The sequence below is a fragment of the Gordonia sp. UCD-TK1 genome (assembly GCF_001691435.1).
GTDB lineage: Bacteria > Actinomycetota > Actinomycetes > Mycobacteriales > Mycobacteriaceae > Gordonia > Gordonia hongkongensis.
In genome coordinates, this window is record NZ_LZMP01000035.1 from 146,081 (window position 1) to 167,220 (window position 21,140).

Consider the following 21,140-nt stretch of genomic DNA (forward strand, 5'->3'; position numbering starts at 1 on the left):
CCTGAACGGGTGTCGTCAGGGCACGAGGAACGGGCGGATCCAGTCGGGCGAGACATCACGGGCGACGCCGGCCGCGGTCTCGTCGTCGACGTCGACGAGTGCGTAGTGCTCGGCGCCCGCCGCGGTCGCGAGAATCAAGGTGGTGACGCCCGCYCGGCGCTGGAAGAGCGACGTACGGCTGGCCCAGCCGATCACACCGTCCCGGTCGACGACGATGCGTTGCCGCGCGACGCTCGGCGGTGCGATGACCACCGAGCGAGAGGTCAGCCGATGCCCGAGGTGCCGGGCGCGGACGACACCGAGCGCGGTCGAGCCGAGAACGGCGACGACCCCCACCGCCAGCCATGGCGTCGGCAGGGCGTGCGTGAGTACCGCGACGCCGATGACGATGAACACCACTGCGCCGGACAGGAATCCGCGGTTGATCCGACGCCGCCCGGCGGTGACGCCGTGTCCGACGAGCGGCGTGGTGAGCTCGGTGCGTTCGTCGGTGACCAGACCGGCCACCCGCATCGCCTCGTCGATCGGTGCCGGTGGCAGCAGTAGCGGGTGCTTGGTGCTGCCGGTGGCGATCGCCTGCAGGCGAGCGCCTTTGAGTGGGCGCATGAGGACCGGCTCGGTGAGGTGACTGCCGCGGATGCGTCGTTCGTCGAAGCTGATCGCGTTGGTGGTCAGCAGTCCGCGTTCGGTGCGCAGGGTCCCGTCGGGGGAGCGGAGGAGCCGGAAGTTCCAGTAGTTCAGGACGTACCCCAGGACGGACAGGATTCCGCCGACGACGATCACGAGCAGACAGGAACCCAGCACGACGAGTCCGATCGCGGTCTCGCGGATGGAGTCGACGGCATCGCGCGCGAAACCGATCCCCTCCGCGAATACCCCGGCGTCGTTGGCGATCTGCGCGGCGAGGCCGGCGGCGCCCGCGGCCAGTGCGAGCCCGGCGACGGAGAAGGGGGAGTAGCGCAGCCACGAGGTCTGGAACCGCGCCAGGACCGTGGGGTCCTCGGCCGCCACCGGGGCGGTCGGGTCGTCGGGGTCTGTGCCGGCGGGCGCCGACGGTCCCCGCAGGGTGCGCGTGGCCATCAGATTGTCGTGCATCGCCCGCGCCTCGTCGACGGTGAGTGCGGTGAGGACGACCGCCGACGACTCGTCGTCCCCTCCGGTGCCGATCTTGACCTTCTGCAGTTTCAGCACGCGGTGAACAGGGGACGCGGTGAGGTCGACGCTGCGGATGCGGTCCCGGCGCGCGGTCGCGACCTTACGTGTGACGAGCCCGCTGCGCACCCGGACGTGCTCATCGGTGACCTGGTAGCGCGTGGTCAGCCAGGGCACCACCGTCACGAACGGCACGATGACCGCGGTGGCGATCAGGGTGAACAGCGGCGCACCCGAGCCGGCGAAGACCAGCGCGATCACGACCGGGATCAGTGAGGGCAGGAGCTCGACGGGTTTGACGGCCATCATCCACGGCGACAACCGGTGCCAGTCCTCCGGCCCGTCGACGGCGAACGGCTCAGGTCGCGTCATCGGTGAAAGCCTGTGTGCGGATGGTCAGATCGGCGGCGGTCGTCCGTGCGACCTCCGCGTCGAGACCGGCGATGTGGATCGTCCCGGCCGACGACGCCGTGGTCACGGTGAGGGTCGCCAGCCCGAGGAACTGTTCGATCGGCCCGGCCTCGGTGTCGACCACCTGGATTCGGGCGATCGGGATGATCACGCGGTGCCGGACGAACCAGCCCGATTGCGAGTACACCGCGTCGTCACTGACCTCCCAGCGGTGAAAGCGGTAGCGCCACTGCGGGACAACCGCGACCCAGGCGACGGTCACGACGACCAGCGCGACAGCGGCGAGCACCGCGATCCATCGCGCCTGGTCGACGACGACGGCCACCACCACGGCGGCGACCACACCCAGGACCCCGAGAACGAGCGGGCCGATGCGCCACAGGGTCTTGGCGCGTGGATCGACACTGTTGACCGGGTCACGCAGGGTCGGGTGCACCGGCACGGTCGGATCAGATGAGGGGTCCATTGCCGCCAGTCTAGGGGTGGGTTCCCCGCCCTAGGTGACGGTGATGCCGCCGTCGACGGGCAGCGTCTGGCCGGTGACGTATCCGGCTGCGGCCGAGGACAACCAGATCGCGGTGGCGGCGAGCTCCTCGCCGTGTCCGGTCCGGCCGAGGAGTACCCGGGGCATCTGGGAGTCGAGATATCCCGGTTGGTAGGTGTCGGTCATCTCGCTCTCGAAGAACCCAGGGGCGATGGCGTTGACGCGAATGCCCTTGCGCGCGCCCCATTGCTGGGCCAGGTCGCGAGTGAGGCCGATGACGCCGGCCTTGCTCGCGGCGTACGCCGCCTGCGGCAGCCCGGCGGTGGTGATGCCGAGGATCGACGAGATGTTGATGATCGAGCTACCCGGTTGCATCACCCGCCCGCAGGCCTGGGCCATCCAGTAGGAGCCGTTCAGGTTGACGTCGATGACGCCGCGGAACTGCTCGGGGGTCTCGCGGGTCGCCGGGTACGCGGTCCCGACGCCGGCGTTGTTGATGAGCACGTCGACCTTGCCGAAGGTCTCCATCGCGGCGTCGACGACCCGTTGACACTGCTCGGGGTCGGCGACATCGGCGGGGACCACCAGCGCCTTGCGGCCCAGTTCCTCGACGGCGGCAGCGGTGTCGGCGAGCTTCTCCGCCCGTCGCGCGGCGAGTACGACATCCGCGCCGGCTTCGGCGAAACCGCGGGCGAACGAGACCCCCAGCCCGGACGAGGCGCCGGTCACGATGACCACCTTGCCGGTGGTGTCGAACAGATCCATCACGGACATCGTTGTCTCCCTTGAGTACTCAGCACGGTGACCGACGCGGGGCGCCGGTCGAGTCGGAATCGGCGTCAGAACCAGGACGGTTCGACGTCGAGGGTGGTGCGGTCGAGTGCGGTCAGCAGATCGAGCTGTGGGCCGGTCTTGGGTAGTTCATACCGGAAGAAATACTGTGCCGCAGCGCGTTTGCCGTCGTAGAAGTCACCGGTCCGGCCGTCGGCGGCGAGGAGTTGTTCGAGCCAGATCCAGGCGATCACGATGTGGCCGGCCGTCTCCAGGTAGATCGTGGCGTTGGCCAGCGACAGCTTCGGGTCGCCCGCCGACCAGATGTGCGCGGTCACCTTCACCAGCCGGTCCACCACCGCGTGCAGCGTGTCGGCAAGGGTGTCGAGTCCGTCGACAGTCCGTGCGCGGGCGACGGTGGCCTCGATCGTCTCGGCCAGCGCGGCGAGACCGGCCCCGCCCTGCATGATCACCTTGCGCCCGAGCAGGTCCAGGCCGTGGATGCCGTGGGCGCCTTCGTGGATCGGGTTGAGCCGGTTGTCCCGGTAGTACTGCTCGACGTCGAATTCGCGGGTGTAACCGTATCCGCCGTGGACCTGGATCGCGAGGCTGTTCGCCTCGAGACACCACTGGGAGGGCCAGCTCTTCGCGATCGGGGTGAGCACCTCGAGCAACAGGTTCAACCGGTCGCGTTCGGCGGGGTCGGTCGTGGTGGCCGCCTCGTCGACGAGGGTGCTGCAGTACAACCCGAACGCGAGAGAGCCTTCGACGTAGGACTTCTGGGCGAGCAGCATGCGACGCACGTCGGCGTGTTCGATGATCGGGACCGGTTTGGTCGACGGGTCCTTGTGGTCGACGGGTCGGCCCTGCGTGCGCACCTTCGCGTAGTCGAGCGAGGCCCGGTACCCGGCGTAACCCAGTGCGGTGGCGAGGAATCCGACGCCGATGCGCGCCTCGTTCATCATGTGGAACATGTAGGACAGGCCGCGGTGTTCGTCGCCGACGAGGTAGCCGACAGCGCCGGGAGCGGAGCGAGCGGGCTGATCTTGTGCAGCACCGGGCGTCGAGTCGGCGCCGAAGGTGCCGTCGCCGAAGTTGAGCAGGGTGTTGGTGGTGGCGCGGTTGCCCATCTTGTGGTTGAGGCCGACGAGCGCGACGTCGTTGCGTGTTCCGTCGGCGAGGTATTTGGGCACGATGAACAGCGAGATGCCCTTGACGCCGGGGCCGCCGCCGGGGATCTTCGCCAGGACGAGATGGACGATGTTCTCGGTGAGTTCGTGGTCTCCGCCCGAGATCCACATCTTGGTGCCGGTGATGCGGTAGGAGCCGTCGCCGGCGGGTTCGGCCTTGGTGGTGATGTCGGCCAGCGACGAGCCGGCCTGTGGCTCGGACAGGCACATCGTGCCGGAGAAGCGGCCTTCGACGAGGGGACGGACCCAGGTGTCGCGCTGCTCGGGGGTGGCGTACTCGGCCAGCAGGTTCGCGTTGCCGACGGTGAGGAAGTTGTACGACGACATCGCGGCGTTGGCGGCCTGGAACCACACGGCGGAGGCCTGGCGGATGACGGTGGGCAGTTGCATGCCGCCGAGTTCGTCGTCGAAGGAGGCCGAGATGAGACCGGCCTTGCGGTACTCGGTGAGGCCGGCGATGATCTCGTCGGGCAGGACGACCTTGCCGTCGTCGCCGATGTAGGGCTCGTTGGCGTCGCCGATCTTGTTGGCGGGTGCGAAGCACTTCATCGCGATGTCGGCGCTGAGTTCGAGCACGGCGTCGAAGGTCTCCCGCGAGTGTGCCGAGAAGCGCTCCCGCGAGGTCAGCGCCTCGACATCGAGCCATTCGTAGAGCAGGAACTCGAGGTCCCGCCGGGACATGGGTGTGGTCATCGCACTTCCTCGTCGGTCAGGTGGGCGGACGCTGGTACGCGGATGTCCGTCGCCCGTCCATCATGCCCCGGCACGCCGCGGCCGCGTGCGAGACCCCGGCCCGTTCGTCACACGGTGTGGCAGGGCGTACGTCTCACAGTGAGACGACGACGAACCCGCCCGGTGCGATACGCGCACTGGGCGGGTACGGGGGAGGGGCTGCTAGAGCTCGCTGTCGGCGGCGGCGAACGATCCGGACGGCAGCAGCGGATCGTTGAGACGCTGGGCGTACTGGTCGAAGTAGATTCGCGCGATCAGCTCGCGCCGGCTGCGGACGCCGGCCTTGTCGAAGATCGATTTGAGGTGGTCCTGCACGGTGTAGGCGGAAACGTGCAGGGCGGTGGCGATGTCCTTGGTGGCCACGCTCTGCAGCACCATCTGGGTGACGTCGCGTTCACGGGCCGTGAGCCCGAAAGCCTCGACGACCAGCGGGATGATCTCGGGCGGGCGGGCCTCCTCGATGGTCACCACGACCTCGCCGACCCGGCCGTCGGCCGACGACAGCGGCGACGCGTGGATGACGAGCCACATGCCCGACGCCCCGCGCACCCGGAGGCGCGGSGGGACGGAGGACTCACCCGAGCCGTAACGGCGTGCGGCTCCGATCAGGCCGTAGATCGGGTTCATCACCGCCGCGCCGTTCGGACCGGACGCGAGGTCGGCGATGCGCTCCTGGCTGCCTGCGCTCATCTGCACGATCTCGTTGCTGCGGTCGATGATCAGCACCGCCGGGCCGTGGCCGGTCGGCGGTGGCGGACTCGGCGCGTCGACGGCGGCCGGGGCGGCGGCACTCGCCCCGCCGGCGACCACACTGCTCAGCAACCCCACGCGGACGCCGTAGGCGAGAGTGCGTGACAACGAACCCAGGAAGTCGATCTCGTCGGCGTCGAAGGGCCGGCACCCGGCCCCGCTGCGGAACATTGCGATCCCGGCCCACGCCCGGTCCCCGTCACGCAGCACCAAGCGGGCCTCGTCGTGGAAGCAGTATTCGGGAATCATCAACTGCGACATCCGATTGGACCGTTCGGTGGCGCCCCGGTTGAGGAGGTTGAGTCCGACCGCGTCGCGTTTGGCGGCCACCATCTCGCGGTAGGCCGTCGGCTCGACCTGCCCGTATTCGAGGAGACCCCAGTCCGGGTCCCGGTGATCCTCGCCGAGCAGTGACCCGTACTTGCGGGCGCTGGTCAGCAGGACGGTGTTGGGATCGAAGGTGCCGATGCACACCGCGTCCACCGGTATCGCGCGACCCAGCGAGGCAACGGTCTCGGCGAAGAAATCGTCGAGACCGAGGCCGGCGTGGGCCACGACCTCGATGTCGCGGCGCACACGCTCGGCGGTCAGACTCGATGTCATTCGACAATTGTGGGCGTGAGCTGCGCGGATGTCTATCCCACAATAGTGGGGTCCCCCGGACGGAGGACACCGGCCGGATCGTGGCGTCGTCGGATGGTCTCCAGGCGTGTCCGCTGGTCGGTCGACCACAGCGCGTCGCGTTGGGTTGCCGTCCGCCCGGAGAAGTTGAGCAGCGCTCCACAGGAGTGGGCGGCCACCGCGTCGGTGACGGCCGCGAGATGCTCACCGACCTGTTCGCCCAGCGGGCCGGCGGGTACGCCGATGGCGAGGACGGAGAACGCGCCGTCGCGTCCCACGACGGCGTTGGGTACGCGCTGCGGCGACCGCAACCGGCCACCCAGGAGACGGACCTCGACGATGGCCAGCGGGCTCGCGACCTGCGGCCCGGCTACCGCGAGCAGCGCGTCCACAGCAGATGCCGGGAAGTCGGCGAGTACGCAGCCGCGTTCGGCACTCGGCATCGGCCCGGGCGGGTCCATGTGTACCGCGTCGAGCGCAGCGGTCGGGAGGACGTCGATGTTCTCCAGGAGGATCGGACCCGCCGACCGCATCGGTGCGAGCAACGCGGCGGCGGTGGCCGGGTCCCCGGTGTGGGTGTAGCGGACGTGCACGGCGAGCTGACCCTGCAGGGGCGGGGGCAGGTTGGGGTCCGGCGGGAGGCGGAGGATCGCCACCGAGGTCCCGGCCTCCTCGGGCAGGGAGGGCGCCCATTCGCGCCAGGCGTGCAGGACGTCGGCGGCCGCCGAGCCGGCGAAGAAGATCCCGCCGCCGTAGACCGTGGGCAGATCGAAGAGCTCGAACTCGAGTGCGGTGACGATGCCGAACCCGTCCCGTCCGCCGAGCAGTGCCCAGAACAGGTCCGAACCCGCGGATGCGTCCACCGTGCGGACGAAACCGTCGGCGGTGACGAGCTCGATCGACCGGACATGGTCGGCGGCATAACCGAACTGACGACCCAGCGGACTCAGCCCGCCGCCGAGTGTGTACCCGACGACACCCACCGACGTCGACGAGCCGACGAGCCCGGTGAGGCCGTGCGGCGCGGTCGCGGCGACCACATCGCGCCACCGCGCACCGGCTTCGACGCGCGCGGTCCTGGTCACCGGATTGACACTCACCCCCGCCATCCGAGACGTGGTGACGACGACCGTGCCGCGCCCCTCGATCGGCGATCCGTGCCCGGTCGCCCGCGCACCGACCCGCATCCCGTTCGAGCGCGCATATCGCACGGCGGCGGCGACGTCGGCAGCGTTCGTCGCCCCGACGACCACGTCAGCGGCGGGTATCGCCGCGAGGTTGAAGCCGGTCAGTTCGGCGGTGTAGCCCTCGTCGGCCGGGGTCAGGACGGGACCGCTGACCGCGGAGAGCAGGGCGTCGAAGTCGGTGAAGTCGATGGGTTCGGAGGTGATGGACACGATGCTTCCTTCGTAATGATCTGCGGATGAACGGGTTCGAGCGTCGGTGCTGCTGTGGTGGGCCGCCGGACTCGGCAGCTCCATGGGACTCAGAGTGGCCGACGCCCTTTTGTTCCCGCCATCCCTCGAACGCGGGAAATGCTCGCGCCAGAGTTCTGGGTTCGTGTGCGTCCCAGAAGTCTGGGGGCGGTCAGTCGACCGACCCTCGCTCGCTGGTTGAGCCGGCACCGAGCGGAGCCGCCGGGCCGAGCAAGCGACGAAGGAGCGCGTCGAGGTCGAGGCGCCGAGTCGAAGCCACTTGGTGACCTGACCCCGCTCGTTGAGCCGGCACCGAGCGAAGCGACCCCCTGGTTGAGCCGGCGTTGAACCTCCGCTGGTTGAGCCGGCACCGAGCGGAGCGAGGCGCCGAGTCGAAGCCACTTGGTGACCCGACGCCGCTGTACAACCCCCTGCAGACCCAGCGCCCCACGCACGGCAGGTTGCGGATTCGGACCGGGGAAGCGAGTTCGCGCGGGATCTTCAGTCCACTTCAGACTCGCACTTTCCACCCAGAATCCGTAACGGATGTGACTGAAGTTCACCACTGTCAACGATCCACACACAGTCGACGGGAGTCGACGCACAGTCGACGAAAAACGCTGCACAGTCGACAGTTTCGCGATCTCTGAGCCTGTGGAAACTCCTCGTAGTCGAACCAATGTTCCGGTGCCTTGGAGTCATGCCAGAGCTCGCCACTCTCCTCGAACAACTCAGGCTCTTCTGACCCTGAAGTGGGCTACTTTTAGCGAGCCTAATGCACGCAACGCCCAGTCTCGCTTAGGTTTTGACTTGCGAAGAAAAAGACCTAGAGGAGTGGGCGTTGCGCACTGTCAGAGTACTGCAGAAGTTGCTTGGAATCGAGCGTGCCCGTGTCGTGGGTKTCAGGTTCGATGAGGATGATCGCGGGCACGTCATGGTGGCGACACTAGAACTGCACAAGAACGCACGATCACGGTGTCCGCAGTGCAAGAAGCGCTGCCCGGGTTACGATCAGCCGCCGGCACCGCGGTTGTGGCGGCATCTGGATATGGGCGGCTGGCGGTGTTTCCTCGAGCTGCCCGCGACGCGTGTGCGGTGCCCTCGCCATGGTGTGAAGACTGAGTTGGTTCCGTGGGCACGTCCGGAAGTGAAGATGACCAGGGCGTTTGACGACACCGTCGCGTGGATGTGTGCGCACGCCCCGATGACCGCGGTGAGCGCCTACCTGCGGGTCTCCTGGCGGACGGTGTCTCGTATCGTCGAGCGTGTGGTCGACGATCATGTCGGACTCACCAAACGCTTGAACGGGTTGCGGCGCATCGGTATCGATGAGATCGCCTATCGCAAGGGCCGCCGGTACTTGGTCGTCGTGGTCAACCATGACACAGGGCAACTGGTGTGGGCTGGTGAGGGCGCCAAGAAGGCGACCATCGAGCGGTTCTTCGATGAACTGGGTGATGTGCGAGCCGGCGAGATCACCCACATCAGTGCTGATGGCGCCGAGTACATCGGTGCGGTCCTCGCCGAGCGGGCGCCGGGAGCGTACTGGTGTATGGACCCATTTCATGTGCTGCAGTGGGTCAATCAGGCGTTGGATCGATGCCGGTCTCGGGTGATGAGCCGGATAGCTGGCTTGTCAAAGGTGGAACGCGGCCGATTGAGGTGGGCGTTGTTGAAGAATCCTGACAACCTCACCGAGAGTCAAGAGCGGCTGCAGTCCATCGTGGTCGCCGATGCCAACAGTGTGCTGGCCCGTGCGTATCAGATGAAAGAAGAAATAAGGCACATACTTTCAGGTGCGTACTCCTCATGTTGGGCGCCGTTGCGGCGCTGGTTGAGGAAGGCAGAGGCCTGCGATATACCCGAGATTCCGCACCTTGGCGCCGAGTATCCGTAAACGAGAGGTGCAAATCTACAACGCGGTCACGTGTCAGATGAGCAACGCTCGAGTCGAGGCGACGAACTGCCATCTGCGGTCATTGACAAAGCGGTCATACGGATTTCACACTCCCGATGCTTTGATCGCGATGGCCAACCTCACCAGGGGCGGCGCATGCCCGGAACTCCCACATCGAAACTGACCGAAAACCGCCCACTTTCAGGTCAGGAGATCCACAGGGTCGCGCCCAGCCCGCCCGCCGACGACCCAACGGGCAGAGCAACATTCGACGCCCTCGACACGTGGCGACTGATCCGCAACCCTGCCGACCACCAGATCATCACCCACGCAGCACAACTCGACGAACTCGGCGTCGCGCAGAAAGCCGGCAGCACCACCAAGAAACTGCTGATCGAGTCAGGGCATGCCCCGGCCGCTGCTCTTCGCACCATGCGAAGCGTCGACGCCCTACCCGCGCTGCCCGCACTTGCCCGTCACGCCGCTGACGGGAGACTGGCCGGCGAAGTAGTCGACGCTATCGTCCGAGGCATGAACCAGATCGACAAGCGTTGTGGTGAGGCGCTTTCCGGCGGTGAACGCTCCCAATACGAGAGCGAACTCATCGCACAAGCGTTGTCCGGCGCGACCCCGACACAGATCCTGAAACACGCCCGCGCGATCGCCAACGCTCTCGCCGACGCCTCCGACGCCGGTGTACCGGCAGCCGACGACACGTCTCTGAACACGGTCAATGCACACACCACCGACGACGGCCGCGTCGAGGTCCGTGCCGACCTCACCCAGTTGGTCGGTGAGAAGTTCCAGGCCATGATCGACGAACGGTCCTGCCCACGGCCCGAACCCGACGGCGCCGAGGATCGCCGCACCGCCGAGCAACGCCGCGCCGACGCCTTCGAACTGATCCTCGACCAAGCCGCGATTGGCGCGAGCATCGACACCGTCGGAAGCCCACGCACCCAGTTGATGCTGACGATCCCCGCGACCGGAGACCTGGCGACGCTGCCGTGGACCGGATCGGTCAGCCAAGTGACGGCGAAACAGGTCTCCTGCGACGGATGCCTGACCGAGATCATCCTCGACCGTGAGGGCGTGCCGCTGCAGATGGGCCACACCCACCGCTTGTATCCGGCACACCTCCGCAAGGCGATCATCGTCCGCGACACCTGCTGCATCAAATGTGGTGCGCCGCCGTCACATACACAGGTCCACCACATCCGGTCATGGGCCGACGGCGGACCCACCGACCTCGACAACGGCTGCCTGCTCTGCCAACGCTGCCACACCCAGGTCCACCACCACGGCTGGGACATCGTGATGGGATTCGACCGTCATCCCTGGCTCGTCCCACCCGCCAGTATTGATCCGCACCGCCGACCACTACCCGCCTACAACCGACGCACCATGCGACTCGACGACGCCGCCTGAGCACTGCCGCCACAGACCACCAGACTTTCGCGTAGCACCTTCCGCACCCGGAATCCGTCCGGGATCGCAACCGTACCTTGACAACTCCACAGTGATGTCCCTCCATGCCCTGTTCCCGCTGCGATCACCTTCGGGAACGGGGGTTACGGACAACGCAAGAACGGCCCCGCTCACCGGCAATCGACCCGCGAGACACGCTCCGTAGCGGTTCACTGCTCGACCGCGACCACCTGGCCGCCCCGCCGATCACCCAACCGGGTTCGGGTTCATGGCAAACGTCGAGTCGGCGCGCTGCGATTCGTGGCTCGCCTGAGAGCAGCCTGGGTCGGCCGCATCCACAGCCGGCTGCGTTCGTCGGTGACGATCTCGGAGTGCGCCGGGCAGGAGTGGTCGTCGGCGGCGTGGTGCGGGTAGAAACAGCCGCGCGATGTTGGTACCGATCCACCGTCTTCGCAATCTCGCCTGGGTCGGGCAACCGGGTGTCGCTCAGCGACACCTCGTGCTGAACGCGCCGTAGGTCAGTCCACCAACGCTCGGTACGTCGCCGCCTCGAAGTCGCGGTACCCGTCGATCGATGCGGGGTCGACGAAGGGGAAGATCTGGGTGGCCCAGAAGCCGCCGATCCGGGTGTGGGGATCGATCCAGTAGTAGAGGTTGGCCAGCCCGGCCCACGACTGCGAACCCGCCTTGCGGCCGGTGGGGGTGTCGGAGTCGTTCACCATGAACGGATACGACCAGGATTTCGGTGTCCCCGGATCGAATTCGACATCGTGGCTCAGCGGCGGGATCACACCGGGCAGCCGCCGCACTGCGAGATCGCCGATCTGGTTGCGCAACGCCGTCGCGACCGTGTCCGGGTGCAGGATCTGCTCACCGCGGTCGGAGCGGCCTTCGCGCAACCACATTCGCAGGAAGGTCAGATAGTCGGGGACGGTGGACCAGAGGCCCTGCCCGCCCATGTCGATCTCGGGATCGGCAGGCTGTTCCCAGCGGTGGTTGGGGACGAGCTCGCCCCGCTTGCGCATGTGCWGGACCGCTCGCCGACGCCGGGCGCCGTCGGACAGCGCAAATCCGGTGTCGGACATGCCGAGTGGGTCGAGGACCCGCTCGTCCATCACCGCGCGGAGACGGCGTCCGGTGACGGCCTCGATGACCTGGCCGGCCCAGTCCACCCCGGAGCCGTACTCCCACTCCGTGCCGGGATCGAACAGCAGCGGGGTTCGCAACGAGGCCCTCGTGGCCGTGGCGACGGCGGGCACACCGTGGTCCGCGGTCAGTCGACGGTAGGTCTCGTTGAAGAAGTCGTAACCGAAACCGGCGGTGTGCGTGAGCAATTGGTGGGTCGTGACATCGGAGGCGGGTGGCCGCAGGCGCGGCCGCCCGTCGTCGTCGAAGCCCTCGATCACCTGCAGCTCGCCGAGCGCCGGGACGTAAGTGCGGGCCGGTGCGTGCAGGTCCAAGGCGCCCTCCTCGACGAGCTGCAACGCGACCGTCGCGGTCACCGCCTTCGTCGCCGAGAACAGAGCGAAGACGGAGTCGACGGTCATCGGCTGCTCGTCGTCGAGCGCACGCACCCCCGCGGCACCGAGGAAGACCGTCTCCTCGTCGGTCGTGACGCCCGCGACCACCCCCGGCACCCGCGGCGCGCCCTCGGTCCGGGCGGTCAGGATCGGGGTCACCTCCTTGGCGAGGCGTTCGGATCGGACTGGTCCCGCAGAGGTCATGGAATGGTCTCTCCTCATCGAAGTGGAACGTGACCGGCCCCGACGAACGTCCGGAGTCGGTCGATGGCGAGGGTGAGGTCGTCGGTGGATGCGGCATAGGACAGACGGACGTACCGGTCCGCGCCCGCGACCCCGAAGTCGTGGCCCGGGGTCAGGGCGACATGGGCTTCGGCGAGCGCCCGGTCGCAGAACTGGGCCGACGTCAGGCCCGTGAAGCCGACGTCGAGGTAGACGTAGAACGCGCCGTCGGGGATGACCGGCACGYCGAGTCCGATGTCCGCGAGCCCGTCCACGACGAGTTGCCGGCGTCGCGCGAACTCACGACGGTTCTGTTCGGCCACCGCCAGGGAATCCGGCGTGAAGCAGGCCAGCGCCGCGTACTGCGACGGCGTGGGCGGGCACACGTAGAAGTTCTGCGCCAGCCGCTCCAGCACCCCCACGAGTTCCGCGGGCACGATGCACCATCCCAGCCGCCAACCCGTCATCCCGAAGTACTTGGAGAAGCTGTTGATCACCACCGTCTCCGCGACGCCCGGCGAATCGGCGGCCAGGACGCTGCGCGGCGGCCGACCGTCCGGTCCGGGGTCGGACAGCCCGAGGTAGATCTCGTCGACGATCGACCAGCCGTCCCGGGCCGCCGCGAGCTCGCACATGGTCACGAGTTCCTCAGCCGACATCGAGGTGCCGGTCGGGTTCGACGGGGTCGCCACGATGACGCCGCGGGTCGATTCCGTCCACGCGTCGTCGACTTCGGCGGCGGTGAGCTGGAACCGGTTGGCGGGGCTGGTCGGCAAGAGCCGGACCTGTGCGCCGAAGGCGTGCGCGAACTGGCGGTTGCACGGATAGGACGGGTCGCCGATGAGGACCTCGTCGCCCGGGTCGATCAGTGCCGCGCAGGCCATCAGGAGGGCCGCCGACGCGCCGGCGGTGACCGCCACCCGCGCGGGATCCACCGACGCCCCGAAATGGTGGCCGTAGAAGTCTGCGATCGCCTCGCGCAACTCCGGGAGGCCGAGGGCACCGGTGTAGGCGAGGGGACGGCCGGTCGCCTCGCGGGCGGCGGCGAGGACCGCCGGCGGTGCCCCGAAATCGGGTTCGCCGATGTTCAGCTTGACGACGGAATGACCAGCCGCCTCGAGTTCGGCGGCGCGCTTCGCGAACTCCATCGCCTGGAACGGGGCGATCCCTTCGGCACGTCGGGAGATCCTCATGGGTGACATTGTGCGCGTCGGGATATCTGGCACCCGACCCCACCTCTCCGGCGGCGACACGCACCGGCAGGCAGGATGTGGGGGTGCCCATTCCCGAATTCATCCGCGATCTGCGTGCCCAGGTCGGTACCCGCGAACTCTGGTTGTCCGGCGTCAGCGTCGTCGTCTGCGACGACGCCGGGCGGGTGCTCCTCACGCGCCGCGTCGACAACGGACAGTGGGCCGTCGTGTCCGGCGTCCTCGAACCGGGAGAGGAGCCGGCGCGGGCGGCCCTGCGCGAGGTCCGCGAAGAAACCGATGTCAGCGCCGAGATCATCCGACTGACCAGTATCGACGTCACCCCGCTGATCACCTACCCGAACGGCGACCGGACCCGCTATCTCGACGTCTGCTTCCTCGCGCGCCACGTCGACGGCGATCCCCGGGCCGCCGACGACGAGAACTCCGACGTCGCGTGGTTCGCGCCCGACGCATTGCCGTCCGACCTGACCGACACGTCGGCACTGCGGATCGAGAAGGCGCTGGCCGGCAACGCCGAGGCGTGGTTCCGACGGTAGGGGTTCCAGCGGTAGGGGGTCCCTCAGGGAAGTCCCTGAAGTTCGCCCCAGAAGTGCCGCCGAGCATCGCTTTCCGGCTTCGGCGGGCGCAGACTGGGCTCATGACCACATCGACGAACAACACCACCGGCATGACCTTCTGGAAGGTTCTGGGCATCATCGCGGTCGCGCTGATCGCACTGGCCGTCCTCGGCCCGCTACTCGAGGGACTCTTCTGGATCGCCCTCGTCGCACTCGCCCTCTACGGCGGCTACATGCTGTTCCGTTCGAACAAGAAGAACACGCCCCCGACCACCTACTGACCGGGCGTCACCCGCCGAACAGCAGCCAGAGCCCGAGGAACGTGTAAAAGACCATCAGCACCATCATGGTGAGCTGCCCGGTCAACTGATGCCGGCGGGGCAGGAGGCGCAACGATGCGTCGTGCGCCGCGGCCACCCCCAACAGGTGGCCGCCGAGTACGAACGCCACCTTCAGGGTCACCGTGACCGTCGGGTGGTCACTCATCACGTACACCGGATGAGCATCGCTGAGCCACAACACATTCCATCCCATCCCCAGCGGATCGCCGAGCGCGAGGACGGCTTCTTGTCCCTGTTCGACGAGTGACTGCAGATAGTGGGCGAGGATGTAACCGATCACGATCGGGACCAGCGAGTGCGCCATCAGGCCGGGGAGGCGGCGCCGGAGGTCCGGTTGCACACCGCCGACCGCGCGGGCGGCCGTCCAGAACGTCACCACGACGACGCCGATGAACACCAACAGGCCCGCGGTCGAGTACACGGTGGCGGCCGCCCGGCTGTCACCGGCACCGTCGGCGACGAGGTCCTGCCAGAACGCGATCGCCGAGAAGCTGTCGAACGCGGTGGAGCCGAGCAGGATCGCGAGAACGGTGACGGTACCCGGGAGCACCGGGAGCGTGGGCAGCGAGTTCATCGGGCTACGGAGGATCACCCGGCCGGCGCTGTTGCGCGCGAACGGGGACAGGCGCGAGGCCACGGTGCTGTACACCGCGAACGGGTCGGCGTCCGCGGTCCACCGCAACCCGAAGACCACGCCACCGACGAGGGTGATGACCAGGTAGCAGAGCAGCCAGATCCGCACCGATGACACCGAACTCGGGTCGGGCGACGCCAATTCGAGCCAGACGAAGGCGAACAGGCCGAACGCCGCGGGCCACCAGCCCAGCCGGCGCGGATACTCCCGCAGGCCGACGACCCGCGGGCCGCCGAGACCTCGGGCGGCCCGCAACAGGGTGCGGACCGGGGACAGCAGTCGCCACACCGGTCCGAGGAGCACCGACAGCACGGTCATGCCGACCCAGAGCAGCACATAGAACGCACCCGGTAGGGGGTTCTCGTCGTCGTCGGGGCCGACGGCGGCCACGATCAGCCATGCGGTGAGAACCACTGCGGCGCCGCTGATCACGCCGCGCACCCAACGGTTGTCGACGGTCGCCGTCACCCATCTCGGGAGCTCTCGGCCGGCGTCCGGCCGACCGAATCGTGGTGTACGCCAAGCGAACGCGATGACCGCGAACGAGATGGTCAGCGCCCAGGCGCCGCCGATCAACACCGCGGTCAGCGGGACGGGTAGGTACTCCGAACCACCCAGTCCGTGGGCGAGCAGAACGTCAGTCGGCCTCGCGGGCGGGGTCATCGGCCTCGTCTCTGGTCGGGGGAGCGGTGGAATCGGGGTCGCCGCCTGCCGGCTCGGCGGCAGTGCGGCCGGCCTGGCCTTGGCGGCCCGCCACGTCTTCGGCGTCGCCTTCGTCGTCCTCGTCGTCCCCGCGTCGACGGTCGATGATCGCGATCGCGACGATGACGCCCACCACCAGGAACGCGGGGATCACGGCCGGCAGCGCCAGTACGAGCGGATGCGTCGCCAGGTGGTGGACGCCGGGGTCGGCAGCGAGAGCGATCACGGCTGCGGCTGGAGTTCAGGCTCCCGCGCGCCCGATGTCGCCTCCCGAGCGTTCACCCGGCCGGCTCCCCACGACAGCGCCGCGATGAGCAGCAGCGAACACACGAGCACCACCAGGGAGGCGGCGCCGAACAGCCACGACGGGTAGTCGAAGGTGCGCTCGCGCTGCAGGATCGATATCTCCGCGACGAACGGTTTCGTCGACGTCAGCTGAGCCGGCTCGCCCTCCGCGCCGATCGCCGGGTCGGCCGGCAGATACACCGGCACGCCCGCCATCGTGGTGCCGTCCTGTACGCGCAGGATGGTCTTCCATGATCCCGACACCGGCATCGGTTCGGTGGACCGGAAGTGGTTGGGGCCGACGCGCTCCAGCCGGTCGATGACGATGCCGCGGTCATTGTCGATCCCGCCCTGCCACGACATCAGCGTGACCCACTCTGGGTCGTCGCTGAGCGCGTCGGCGGGGTCGAGGAAGACCTCGGCCGTCACGTTCTCGTCGGCAGCCTCGTTCGGCCCGGCCGGGGTGAGGACGACGCGCGCGGTGACATCCGCGGGCACCGAGACCCGTAGACCGTTGGCAACGGCCCCGCCGATCACCAGGACGGAGAGCACGACCGCGGTGATGCTGACCCAACGGGTCGGGAGCCGCTCGCCGACGCTGACGAGACCCAGCAGCCCGCCGCACACACCGGCCGCGATGCCCACTGGGATCGCCATCGCCAACGCCTCGCCCCACATGCCGGTGACCCACGGAAAGGGGTAGGCCGCGGCGATCCACCAGGATTCGATCCAGAGGCCGAGGGTCGCGACTCCGAGCCCGGCCACCGCGCCGAAGAGCACGCGGCGCTTGAGCAGCGGGGTCAGCGCGAGCAGTTCGATGACCACGGCCGCGCCCAGGTAGAGCGGGAAGACGTTGATCGGCGCACCCAGCGCCGGACCCACGACGACCGCGACGACACCACGCAGCAGGATCGCGAAGACGGCCGCGACGAGCGCGGCGCCCGGCCCGAGACAGATCCGCGCGGCGACGAGGGCGAACGCCCCGGCCCCGGCGATCATCATCGGCTGCAGCACGAGCCGGAACTGCTCGACGCCGAAGTCGTACTCGATCTGGAACACCGACATGCCGATCACGAGCCCGCCGAAGGCCAGGCAGCGCACGAGCCACTGGCTCCGGCCGTCGTCCGGGGCGTCGGGACCCATGGCGGCCCGGCCCTCACGATCGAGGATCACGACGGCGATGAGCGACAGGCCCGCGCCGCCGATGAGCATCAGGTGGGTCGGGCCCCAGAGGGTGACGTCCTGGCCGAAGATCCGATGCCAGACGTCGTCGAGCGGGAACCCCAGCAGTGCGTAGAAACCGCAGCCTGCCAACAGGATTCCGCCCACCGGTGCGTACCAGTGACGCGTGATCCGGATCGCCGAGCGGCCGGGCTTGTCGAAGGGGAGGAACACCGACAGCATGCCGGAGATGAACAGCAGGAACAGGCCTACCAGGATGAAGTAGTGCGCCGGGTTCGCCAGCGGCCCCTCGTCGCGACCGTCGCCGATGTGCAGGCTCACGTCCCAGAGGAAGCCGAACAGCGCGCAGATGATCGTGCTGGTGAACAGGAAGATCGGCAGCGCCGCCCACGGTGGGCGGTTCACCCGGCGCGCGGCCCATTCGGACAGCGTGGTCAGCCACGTGATCTTGCGCGTGCGATGCAGATAACCGATCCAGAGCAGTCCGACCGACACGACGGCCGCCACCGCCGACATCAGGAAGACCTGGTCGAGTGCCGCTCCACCACCCTCGGCGGCGAGATGGACGCGCGTGACATCGCTTGTTGACATGGTCGAAGTATGCACAACCGCACCCGGGTCCCGGGAGTGCATTGGGCAAAACGGCGATCACGCGCGGTGAACGGCCCGCTCAGCTCATCCGACGGGGACGCACGACGACGTCGTGCAGATCTCCTCCGGCAGCTCGATCCCCGGGAGTCCGGGGATGTCGGGCAGGCCCGGGATGCTCGGCAATCCGGGCGCCGCCGGGGTCTCCGATTCCGGGGCCGGTGCCGTTGCCGCTCCGCCCGGCACGGTTACCCGCAGCGGTGCGGCGACCGTCGGGGTCGTCCCTGTCACCGGTGGGTTGGTGCCCCAGAACTCCTCGGCTGCCCCGGTGCCCGGTGGCAGCGTGATCGTGGTGCATCCCCAGTAGATGTCGTACCTGCCGTCCGGGATCGTCGTCGTCCCACTGGGTGTCGGCGGCGTGCCCTGAGAGATTCGCAGCGGCAACGACTTCGACGAGCCGGGGGAGATGAGCGCACCGAGCTCCTCCGGTGTCTGGTATCCGAAGACGACATTGGTCGGGGCTCCGCCGGCCGGGACGCCGACGATCTCGCAGCCGATGCGCTTCGCGGCGTTGTTCGTCACCGTCAGGGTGACGGTGTTGCCGGACACCGAGGGTGTCGCGGTCACATCGCTCGGCGCTGCGGTGGCGACGGGCGCGAGGGCGGCTCCGAATGCCGCTGCGGCGCACACCGCCAGGCCGACGGTGGCTGTCCGGACTCGGTTGCTCATACGGGTGTCCTTCCACATGGGTTTTCAGTACCGACCAGGAAAAAGCAAGTCGCACGGTCGTCGAAAATATGCGGGATTTCGCATCCCGTTCGATTCTCGTCAACGATTGTCAAGTCGTTCTCACCTGACTCTGAATCACACGACCGAATCGACAGAAATATCCGGTCAATGCTCGACCCGGTCATTCTTACAGATATGGGTAATGCCCGCAGAATGAGGGTGGAAAAGACATTCGGCGTCGGATTCGCAGGTTCGAGGGGCCGGGCGGCCGTCGCGGCGCCACCGAACACCCGGTGGCCTACGCGTCGGCTCGGTAATCTACTCGCGACGCAGGACGCCCGAACAGCAGGGCGACCGAACAGACCGGGGACGCCATGCCGACGGTGATCGCGACCATCAGTCTCAAGGGCGGGGTCGGGAAAACCACGCTCACGGGAGGCCTCGCCGACTTCCTCGCCGGCGTCTTCGGCAAGAAGGTGCTGCTCGTCGACCTGGACGCCCAGACCAACCTGACGACGATGATGATCGGGCAGGAACACTGGCTGACGTGCAACGCCCGGCGGCACACCGTCGCGACACTCTTCACCGACCTGCTCGACGGTACGGAATCGTTCGACCTCGAGGGCAGCGTGCAGCGCGATGTCTCGACCGTCGCCGGGCTCACCGGGATCGACCTGCTGCCGTCGTCCCTGGACCTGATCGAACTGGCCGAGGAGCTCAGTGCTCACCGGGTTGCTGCGGACGACCATCTGGCGGCCGTCGAGGTCCTGACGAACGCGTTGGCCCCGATCGCCGGGCAATACGACTACATTCTCGTCGACTGCCCGCCCAACGTCGGACCGTTCAGCCTCAACGGGCTGGCGATGGCCGCCGCATATCTGATCCCGACCATCCCGGATGTCCTGTCCACATATGCGATTCCGCACATCCAGCGTCAGGTCGCCGATTTCGGCACCGAATTGGGGCGAGAAATCGTCGAATTGGGGGTCGTGATCACCAAGTACCGGGCGGCGTCGACCCTCCATCAGGACACGGTGCGACGACTGAGACGGGACACCTCGATCCAGAACGTCCTCCCGACCTATCTGCACGAGGGCAACGCGATCGGTGCCGCCGCCGACTTCGCAACCTGGCCGAGCCTGCATGCGAAGTACGGCTACCACGGCCACTACGAACAGTTCCGCGATCTGACCCGCGCCGTGATGGTCGAGGCCGACGCCAAACTCGCTCGGGCCGAACTCGCTCGGGCCGAACTCTCGGGGGCGGTTCCGAGTTCCCGCGGCCCATTCGATCGACCGACGCCGAACCGCAGCTCAGGCGTCTAAGTTCGTCTCAGCCGCCGACCGGTGGCGCCTCGTTCGACTCCTCAGGAGCTCCCATCATGCGCAAAGTGCACATCACCTCGGTTCTCGGCGCCGCAGCACTGGCCGTCGCCCTCACGGCGTGCGGTTCCGATGACTCGGCGTCGGGTGGCACCGACGCGGAGGCCACCGTGACCGTCGACGGTCAGGAACTGGAACTGGCGGACAAGACGGTCGGGTGCACCGACGCCGCGGGCAAGGTGACCATCGGGATCGGATCGGGTGGGGGCTCGGGTATCGGCGTCGTCCTGACGTCGGGTGACTCGCCCGAGGTGGAGTCCGTGGGGCTGGGCTCGCTCGACGGTGTGGTGCTGGCCTATCAGAAGGGTGCCGGCGGCGGCAGCGGCGAGGTCACCAAGGACGGGGACACCTACACGGTCACCGGTGACGCATCCGGGATCGATCCCGCCAATCCGACCGAGCCCGTGACCAAGTCCTACGAGATCAAGGTGACCTGCCCCTGATCCCGTTTCCCCGCTTGGTCTCGGTCCGGTGACCGGTCCGGTCTCGATGTGTACACATTTTCCGCGGACACTGTTTGACGCTCTGTCAGTCTGGGTACGTTCCGATTTGTAGCGATTCGAGAGGTCTTCGCGATCTCTAACGATTTGCACAACGGATCACGACGACCATAGGAGGCAGACATGCTGGGAATTGGCATCATCGCGTGGATCATCATCGGCGGCCTGGCCGGCTGGATCGCCAGCAAGATCATGAAGACAGATGCGCAGCAGGGCATCATCCTCAACATCGTCGTCGGTGTCATCGGCGGCCTTCTCGGCGGCTGGCTGCTGACGTTGTTCGGCGTCGACGTCGAGGGCGGGGGCTGGATCTTCAGCTTCATCACCTGCCTGGCGGGCGCATGCATCCTGCTGTTCCTCGTGAAGCTGGTGACCGGCCGCGGTCGTACCCGCGTCTGAGGTCCACCGGATTCGTCCGACTCAACTCCGCCCC

General features: G+C 67.8%; 20 protein-coding genes. 8 read left to right on the forward strand and 12 right to left on the reverse strand.

Going from position 1 to position 21,140, the window contains the following annotated elements; all coding sequences use genetic code 11:
* Positions 1 to 15: 15 nt before the first annotated feature.
* The 6 genes from A9310_RS18420 to A9310_RS18445 form a co-directional block, all read right to left on the reverse strand.
* The gene (locus A9310_RS18420) at positions 16 to 1,524 is read right to left on the reverse strand and encodes a PH domain-containing protein (protein ID WP_065631861.1); all 1,509 of its coding nucleotides are present in this window, start codon (positions 1,522 to 1,524) and stop codon (positions 16 to 18) included.
* The gene (locus A9310_RS18425; protein WP_065631862.1) at positions 1,511 to 2,029 is read right to left on the reverse strand and encodes a PH domain-containing protein; all 519 of its coding nucleotides are present in this window, start codon (positions 2,027 to 2,029) and stop codon (positions 1,511 to 1,513) included. Before A9310_RS18425 ends, A9310_RS18420 begins: the two co-directional genes overlap by 14 nt.
* Positions 2,030 to 2,059: 30 nt before the next feature.
* A complete protein-coding gene (locus A9310_RS18430) occupies positions 2,060 to 2,821 on the reverse strand; it encodes an SDR family NAD(P)-dependent oxidoreductase (protein ID WP_065631863.1) in 762 nt (253 codons plus the stop codon).
* A 65-nt stretch (positions 2,822 to 2,886) separates the two neighbouring features.
* Positions 2,887 to 4,701, reverse strand: a complete 1,815-nt coding sequence (locus tag A9310_RS18435; RefSeq protein WP_065631864.1) for an acyl-CoA dehydrogenase — start codon at positions 4,699 to 4,701, stop codon at positions 2,887 to 2,889.
* 201 nt (positions 4,702 to 4,902) lie between these two features.
* Entirely contained in the window at positions 4,903 to 6,093 is a 1,191-nt protein-coding gene (locus A9310_RS18440; RefSeq protein WP_065631865.1) for a helix-turn-helix transcriptional regulator, read from the reverse strand.
* A 32-nt stretch (positions 6,094 to 6,125) separates the two neighbouring features.
* Positions 6,126 to 7,508 (reverse strand): FAD-binding oxidoreductase, encoded by a 1,383-nt coding sequence (locus A9310_RS18445; RefSeq protein WP_065631901.1) that lies wholly within the window; start codon positions 7,506 to 7,508, stop codon positions 6,126 to 6,128.
* Positions 7,509 to 8,460: 952 nt separating this feature from the next.
* Here A9310_RS18445 and A9310_RS18450 point away from each other — a divergent pair.
* From A9310_RS18450 to A9310_RS18455, 3 genes are read left to right on the forward strand one after another with little or no spacing between them, the layout of a single operon-like run.
* On the forward strand, positions 8,461 to 9,423 hold the full coding sequence (locus A9310_RS18450) for an ISL3 family transposase (protein WP_254661299.1): 963 nt from the start codon (positions 8,461 to 8,463) through the stop codon (positions 9,421 to 9,423).
* Positions 9,424 to 9,430: 7 nt separating this feature from the next.
* Positions 9,431 to 9,607: a transposase gene (locus A9310_RS26415; RefSeq protein WP_231742397.1), complete on the forward strand. Its 177-nt coding sequence runs from the start codon at positions 9,431 to 9,433 to the stop codon at positions 9,605 to 9,607.
* Positions 9,580 to 10,851: an HNH endonuclease signature motif containing protein gene (locus tag A9310_RS18455; RefSeq protein ID WP_082652930.1), complete on the forward strand. Its 1,272-nt coding sequence runs from the start codon at positions 9,580 to 9,582 to the stop codon at positions 10,849 to 10,851. The genes A9310_RS26415 and A9310_RS18455 overlap by 28 nt, the downstream gene beginning before the upstream one ends.
* A 518-nt stretch (positions 10,852 to 11,369) precedes the next feature.
* Here A9310_RS18455 and A9310_RS18460 read toward each other — a convergent pair.
* Together A9310_RS18460 and A9310_RS18465 are read right to left on the reverse strand one after the other, a co-directional pair.
* The gene (locus tag A9310_RS18460; protein WP_065631866.1) at positions 11,370 to 12,575 is read right to left on the reverse strand and encodes a serine hydrolase; all 1,206 of its coding nucleotides are present in this window, start codon (positions 12,573 to 12,575) and stop codon (positions 11,370 to 11,372) included.
* A 14-nt stretch (positions 12,576 to 12,589) separates the two neighbouring features.
* Complete coding sequence (locus tag A9310_RS18465) at positions 12,590 to 13,786, reverse strand: pyridoxal phosphate-dependent aminotransferase (protein ID WP_065631867.1); 1,197 nt, start codon at positions 13,784 to 13,786, stop codon at positions 12,590 to 12,592.
* Between the two features lie 83 nt (positions 13,787 to 13,869).
* Between A9310_RS18465 and A9310_RS18470 the strand changes: the two genes are divergently transcribed.
* Together A9310_RS18470 and A9310_RS18475 are read left to right on the forward strand one after the other, a co-directional pair.
* A complete protein-coding gene (locus A9310_RS18470; protein ID WP_058251917.1) occupies positions 13,870 to 14,343 on the forward strand; it encodes an NUDIX domain-containing protein in 474 nt (157 codons plus the stop codon).
* Positions 14,344 to 14,444: 101 nt separating this feature from the next.
* Positions 14,445 to 14,645, forward strand: coding sequence for a hypothetical protein (locus A9310_RS18475; RefSeq protein WP_058251916.1), 201 nt, complete (start codon positions 14,445 to 14,447; stop codon positions 14,643 to 14,645).
* 7 nt (positions 14,646 to 14,652) lie between these two features.
* Here the strand turns inward: A9310_RS18475 and A9310_RS18480 are convergent, their stop codons facing one another.
* The 4 genes from A9310_RS18480 to A9310_RS18495 form a co-directional block, all read right to left on the reverse strand.
* Positions 14,653 to 16,002 carry a hypothetical protein gene (locus A9310_RS18480; protein ID WP_065631868.1) on the reverse strand — a complete coding sequence of 450 codons (1,350 nt, stop codon included), beginning with the start codon at positions 16,000 to 16,002 and terminating at the stop codon, positions 14,653 to 14,655.
* On the reverse strand, positions 15,977 to 16,267 hold the full coding sequence (locus A9310_RS18485; RefSeq protein WP_065631869.1) for a hypothetical protein: 291 nt from the start codon (positions 16,265 to 16,267) through the stop codon (positions 15,977 to 15,979). The genes A9310_RS18480 and A9310_RS18485 overlap by 26 nt, the downstream gene beginning before the upstream one ends.
* Positions 16,264 to 18,099 carry a hypothetical protein gene (locus A9310_RS18490; RefSeq protein ID WP_065631870.1) on the reverse strand — a complete coding sequence of 612 codons (1,836 nt, stop codon included), beginning with the start codon at positions 18,097 to 18,099 and terminating at the stop codon, positions 16,264 to 16,266. Before A9310_RS18490 ends, A9310_RS18485 begins: the two co-directional genes overlap by 4 nt.
* Before the next feature lie 84 nt (positions 18,100 to 18,183).
* On the reverse strand, positions 18,184 to 18,825 hold the full coding sequence (locus A9310_RS18495; RefSeq protein ID WP_065631902.1) for a hypothetical protein: 642 nt from the start codon (positions 18,823 to 18,825) through the stop codon (positions 18,184 to 18,186).
* A 374-nt stretch (positions 18,826 to 19,199) separates the two neighbouring features.
* On the opposite strand from A9310_RS18495, the gene A9310_RS18500 reads away from it, so the two are divergent.
* From A9310_RS18500 to A9310_RS18510, 3 genes are all read left to right on the forward strand, one after another.
* Complete coding sequence (locus A9310_RS18500) at positions 19,200 to 20,150, forward strand: ParA family protein (RefSeq protein ID WP_058251912.1); 951 nt, start codon at positions 19,200 to 19,202, stop codon at positions 20,148 to 20,150.
* Positions 20,151 to 20,206: 56 nt separating this feature from the next.
* Positions 20,207 to 20,650: a lipoprotein LpqH gene (locus A9310_RS18505; protein WP_058251911.1), complete on the forward strand. Its 444-nt coding sequence runs from the start codon at positions 20,207 to 20,209 to the stop codon at positions 20,648 to 20,650.
* A 180-nt stretch (positions 20,651 to 20,830) separates the two neighbouring features.
* The gene (locus tag A9310_RS18510; protein ID WP_004023462.1) at positions 20,831 to 21,106 is read left to right on the forward strand and encodes a GlsB/YeaQ/YmgE family stress response membrane protein; all 276 of its coding nucleotides are present in this window, start codon (positions 20,831 to 20,833) and stop codon (positions 21,104 to 21,106) included.
* Positions 21,107 to 21,140 lie beyond the last annotated feature (34 nt).